This window comes from Mucilaginibacter panaciglaebae, from assembly GCF_039539265.1.
Taxonomy (GTDB): Bacteria; Bacteroidota; Bacteroidia; order Sphingobacteriales; family Sphingobacteriaceae; genus Mucilaginibacter; species Mucilaginibacter panaciglaebae.
On record NZ_BAABCV010000019.1, the window covers coordinates 1 to 5,778 of the forward strand.

At 48.0% G+C, this 5,778-nt stretch carries 2 tRNA genes and 3 rRNA genes; all 5 read left to right on the top strand.

The features are described from left to right. Positions 1-183 precede the first annotated feature (183 nt). The 5 genes from ABD772_RS17390 (at position 184) to rrf (ending at position 5,610) form a co-directional block, all read left to right on the top strand. Positions 184-1,705, top strand: a 16S ribosomal RNA gene (locus ABD772_RS17390). Positions 1,706-1,981: 276 nt separating this feature from the next. Further along, a tRNA-Ile gene (locus ABD772_RS17395) sits at positions 1,982-2,056 on the top strand. An 18-nt stretch (positions 2,057-2,074) separates the two neighbouring features. Next, positions 2,075-2,148, top strand: a tRNA-Ala gene (locus tag ABD772_RS17400). A gap of 241 nt (positions 2,149-2,389) precedes the next feature. After that, positions 2,390-5,269 (top strand): 23S ribosomal RNA (locus tag ABD772_RS17405). Positions 5,270-5,498: 229 nt separating this feature from the next. Beyond that, a 5S ribosomal RNA gene (gene rrf / locus ABD772_RS17410) occupies positions 5,499-5,610 on the top strand. The 16S, 23S and 5S rRNA genes sit together here with 2 tRNA genes alongside, the layout of an rRNA operon. The last annotated feature ends 168 nt before the right edge of the window (positions 5,611-5,778 follow it).

A 5,778-nucleotide genomic window follows, 5' to 3' on the forward strand; every position in this document is an offset into this window, starting at 1 on the left:
AAAAGTTCTTTTAGGAAATAGAAAATCATGTAGCGAGCGGGCTTCAACGCCTCGAGAGAGGAGAAGAAGTTTGTTTGAAAGAAGAGAGGATCGAGGTTAAGTTATTGTATAAAGATATATACAAATGATTAAATAAGATTCTGTTATTAATAATAGGGTCAGAAAGATCGAACAAAACATTTTACAATGGAGAGTTTGATCCTGGCTCAGGATGAACGCTAGCGGCAGGCCTAATACATGCAAGTCGGACGGGATTGGGGAGCTTGCTCTCCATGAGAGTGGCGCACGGGTGCGTAACACGTATGTAACCTACCTTCGTCAGGGGGATAGCCTCTCGAAAGAGAGATTAAGACCGCATAACATTACAATGTGGCATCACAAAGTAATCAAATATTTATAGGACGAAGATGGGCATGCGGAACATTAGCTAGTTGGTGAGGTAACGGCTCACCAAGGCGACGATGTTTAGGGGATCTGAGAGGATGACCCCCCACACTGGTACTGAGACACGGACCAGACTCCTACGGGAGGCAGCAGTAAGGAATATTGGTCAATGGACGAAAGTCTGAACCAGCCATGCCGCGTGCAGGAAGACGGCCCTATGGGTTGTAAACTGCTTTTGCAGGGGAATAAACCTCATTACGTGTAATGAGCTGAATGTACTCTGAGAATAAGGATCGGCTAACTCCGTGCCAGCAGCCGCGGTAATACGGAGGATCCAAGCGTTATCCGGATTTATTGGGTTTAAAGGGTGCGTAGGTGGCCTGTTAAGTCAGGGGTGAAAGACGGTAGCTTAACTATCGCAGTGCCCTTGATACTGATGGGCTTGAATAAACTAGAGGTAGGCGGAATGTGACAAGTAGCGGTGAAATGCATAGATATGTCACAGAACACCAATTGCGAAGGCAGCTTACTATGGTTTTATTGACACTGAGGCACGAAAGCGTGGGGATCAAACAGGATTAGATACCCTGGTAGTCCACGCCCTAAACGATGAATACTCGATGTTGGCGATATACGGTCAGCGTCTAAGCGAAAGCGTTAAGTATTCCACCTGGGGAGTACGCCCGCAAGGGTGAAACTCAAAGGAATTGACGGGGGCCCGCACAAGCGGAGGAGCATGTGGTTTAATTCGATGATACGCGAGGAACCTTACCCGGGCTTGAAAGTTAGTGAATAAAGCAGAGACGCTTTAGTCCTTCGGGACACGAAACTAGGTGCTGCATGGCTGTCGTCAGCTCGTGCCGTGAGGTGTTGGGTTAAGTCCCGCAACGAGCGCAACCCCTATGTTTAGTTGCCAGCATGTAATGATGGGGACTCTAAACAGACTGCCTATGCAAATAGAGAGGAAGGAGGGGACGACGTCAAGTCATCATGGCCCTTACGTCCGGGGCTACACACGTGCTACAATGGATGATACAGAGGGCAGCTACCTGGCAACAGGATGCCAATCTCACAAAGTCATTCACAGTTCGGATCGGGGTCTGCAACTCGACCCCGTGAAGTTGGATTCGCTAGTAATCGCAGATCAGCAATGCTGCGGTGAATACGTTCCCGGGCCTTGTACACACCGCCCGTCAAGCCATGGAAGCTGGAAGTGCCTGAAGTGCGTAACCGCAAGGAGCGTCCTAGGGTAAAGTCGGTAACTGGGGCTAAGTCGTAACAAGGTAGCCGTACCGGAAGGTGTGGCTGGAATACCTCCTTTCTGGAGCAATAACTTACCTCCTTTTTTAACAAGAGCAGAACTGCTTGTTACATGATTATTTTCTAAAATAGGTTGATTGGTTGAATAAGTTGAATAGGGGAATGGTTAAAAGACCAGAGCCCCGATGTAACTTGGACACCACTCAGTAGGCCTATTAAACGTAACCCAAAGATGAAGCCATCAGTAAGGCGACGACATCTGAGAGGCGAGATTGTAAGAAATTACGATGACGATTTGCGAAATCTAAAATCGTAAATCGTAAATCCGAAATCAAATAGTCCTGTAGCTCAGCTTGGTTAGAGCACTACACTGATAATGTAGGGGTCAGCAGTTCAAATCTGCTCGGGACTACATCATGAATCATTTTTCGGGGGATTAGCTCAGCTGGCTAGAGCACCTGCCTTGCACGCAGGGGGTCAACGGTTCGAATCCGTTATTCTCCACTAAGGTTAGAAACAAGAGTAAAGGAACAAGAATAGAGACATTAGTTTTGAAGCTTGAATCTGGGATCTTGGATCTTATCCGAACGTTCTTTGACATATTGGAAGAAGTAAATTGAAAGAGAAAACAACAGATAGAGACAGTTGTAGGCTTTCAAGGAAGATTATCGTAAGATAGTTAACTAAGAGACGACAACTTATCTAGAAAAAAGACATACCATGCGGCGCAAAAGGCGCATGCGTAGAAGAAAGTAAGAAAGGGTACACGGGGGATGCCTTGGCTCTCAGAGGCGATGAAAGACGTGATAAGCTGCGATAAGTTCCGGGGATCAGCAAATATGAATAGATCCGGAAATTTCTGAATGGGGAAACCTGGCTATCTGAAGGATAGTCGCAATAGCGCAAACCTGCTGAACTGAAACATCTAAGTAAGCAGAGGAAGAGAAAATAATAATGATTTCCAGAGTAGTGGCGAGCGAAATGGAAGAAGCCCAAACCTATTATGTTACGGCATAATGGGGGTTGTAGGACCACAATATGACTATCAAAATGAACCGGAACGGGGTGGGAAACCCGGCCATAGAGCATGAGAGCTGCGTACGGGTAAGTAATGATAAGCTAGTGGTATCCTGAGTACCGCGAGGTCGGAGACGCCTTGTGGGAATCTGCCGGCACCATCCGGTAAGGCTAAATACTCCTGAGAGACCGATAGTGAACCAGTACCGTGAGGGAAAGGTGAAAAGAACCCCGAACAGGGGAGTGAAATAGAACCTGAAACCGTGTACTTACAAGCGGTCGGAGCAGACATGATCTGTGACGGCGTGCCTTTTGCATAATGAGCCTACGAGTTACTCTTCTCTGGCAAGGTTAAGTGTTTAAGACACGGATCCGAAGCGAAAGCGAGTCTGAATAGGGCGTATAGTCAGAGGAGGTAGACGCGAAACCTTGTGATCTACCCATGGACAGGTTGAAGGTGCCGTAACAGGTACTGGAGGACCGAACCGATAAACGTTGAAAAGTTTCCGGATGATCTGTGGGTAGGGGTGAAAGGCTAATCAAACTGGGAAATAGCTCGTACTCCCCGAAATGTTTTTAGGAACAGCGTGGTGGTTAAGTTATAAAGAGGTAGAGCTACTGATTGGGTGCGGGGGAGTCAAATCCTACCAAATCCAGACAAACTCCGAATGCTTTATAATATACACTGCAGTGAGGCTATGGGTGCTAAGGTCCATGGCCGAGAGGGAAAGAACCCAGACCATCAGCTAAGGTCCCCAAATTAACGCTAAGTTGAACTAACGAGGTCCGATTGCATAGACAGCTAGGATGTTGGCTTGGAAGCAGCCATTCATTTAAAGAGTGCGTAACAGCTCACTAGTCGAGCGATCGGGCATGGATAATAAACGGGCATTAAGCGTTATACCGAAGCTATGGATTATATAGAAATATATACTGGTAGGGGAGCATTCTATTTGCGGCGAAGCAGGAAGGTAACTGACTGTGGAGGGAATAGAAAAGCAAATGTAGGCATAAGTAACGATAAGGCGGGAGAGAAACCCGCCCACCGAAAGACTAAGGTTTCCTGATCAACGCTAATCGGATCAGGGTTAGTCGGGGCCTAAGGTGAAGCCGAAGGGCGTAGCCGATGGACAACTGGTTAATATTCCAGTACTTTTTATAACTGCGATGCGGTGACGGAGTAGTGACACTGACGCGAACTGACGGAATAGTTCGTTAAAGGCTGTAGGTATAGGTTTGGTAGTTAAGTACGCCAGACTTGCTGAAAGCTGATAGTACCTTGAGCCTTCGGGTGATGGGATAGTTCAGGTAATCAGACTTCCAAGAAAACCCGCTAAGCTTCAGGTTATAAAAACCCGTACCGTAAACCGACACAGGTAGTCGAGGAGAGAATCCTAAGGTGCTCGAGTGAATCATGGCTAAGGAACTCGGCAAAATGGCCCTGTAACTTCGGGAGAAGGGGCGCTGGCAGCAATGTCAGCCGCAGTGAAAAGGCCCAGGCGACTGTTTAACAAAAACACATGGCTTTGCAAAATCGAAAGATGAAGTATAAGGCCTGACACCTGCCCGGTGCCGGAAGGTTAAGAGGGGATGTTAGGGTTAAACCGAAGCATTGAATCGAAGCCCCGGTAAACGGCGGCCGTAACTATAACGGTCCTAAGGTAGCGAAATTCCTTGTCGGGTAAGTTCCGACCTGCACGAATGGTGTAACGATCTGGGCGCTGTCTCAGCCATGAGCTCGGTGAAATTGTGGTATCGGTGAAGACGCCGGTTACCCGCAACGGGACGGAAAGACCCCATGCACCTTCACTACAACTTAACATTGATATCGGATACAGGATGTGTAGGATAGGTGGGAGACTGTGATCCGGCTTCGCTAGGAGTCGGTTAGTCAACGTTGAAATACCACCCTTTCTGTATTTGGTGTCTAACCCTGCAAAGCGGGGGACATTGTTTGGCGGGTAGTTTGACTGGGGTGGTCGCCTCCAAAAAGGTAACGGAGGCTTTCAAAGGTAAGCTCAGTACGCTTGGTAACCGTACGCGGAGTGCAATAGCATAAGCTTGCTTGACTGTGAGGCAGACAAGCCGAGCAGGGTCGAAAGACGGATATAGTGATCCGGTGGTTCTGCATGGAAGGGCCATCGCTCAAAGGATAAAAGGTACGCTGGGGATAACAGGCTGATCTCCCCCAAGAGCTCATATCGACGGGGAGGTTTGGCACCTCGATGTCGGCTCGTCACATCCTGGGGCTGGAGAAGGTCCCAAGGGTTGAGCTGTTCGCTCATTAAAGTGGCACGCGAGCTGGGTTCAGAACGTCGCGAGACAGTTCGGTCCCTATCTGTTGTGGGCGTTGGAAGTTTGAGTGGGGCTGACCTTAGTACGAGAGGACCGGGTTGGACAAGCCTCTGGTGAATCTGTTATGGCGCCAGCTGTATTGCAGAGTAGCTACGCTTGGAATAGATAAGCGCTGAAAGCATCTAAGTGCGAAACTAGCCACGAGATGAGACTTCCATTGAGGGTCGTAGAAGACTACTACGTTGATAGGTTACAGGTCTAAAGGTGGTGACATCATAGCCGAGTAATACTAATCGCCCGAAGCTTTCTTCGTGTTGGATTTATAGGGGCAGGTTCGCCTGCCCCGACCAAAACAACAGACAGATAATAATAAGCTGTTGTTTTCTCAATCTACTTACTTCTTTCAATTATGTTATTGTTGAGCAGAAAAGCTGAACGACCAAAGCGAAAAGCTAAAAGTCGAACAGCTCCAAGCGATCATATACTGAATTGGCCTGAAAGCTTTATGCTTTAAGCCCTGAGCGTTACGCTCAAAAAGATATTCAGGTGCCTATATCGGCGGTGTCTACCTCTTCCCATTCCGAACAGAGAAGTCAAGCCCGCCAGAGCCGATGGTACTGCGGTAAAACGTGGGAGAGTAGGTCGGTGCCAAATTTTACAAGTGAAACCCTTCATTCGAAAGTCTGGAGGGTTTTCTGTTTTATACCGTATTGATGCCGATGGTACTGCGGTAAAACGTGGGAGCGGCCGGTCGGTGCCAAATTTTATGCTAAAGCCCTGTTGTTTATTCAACAGGGCTTTTTGCTTTTATGCAAGCGGCGT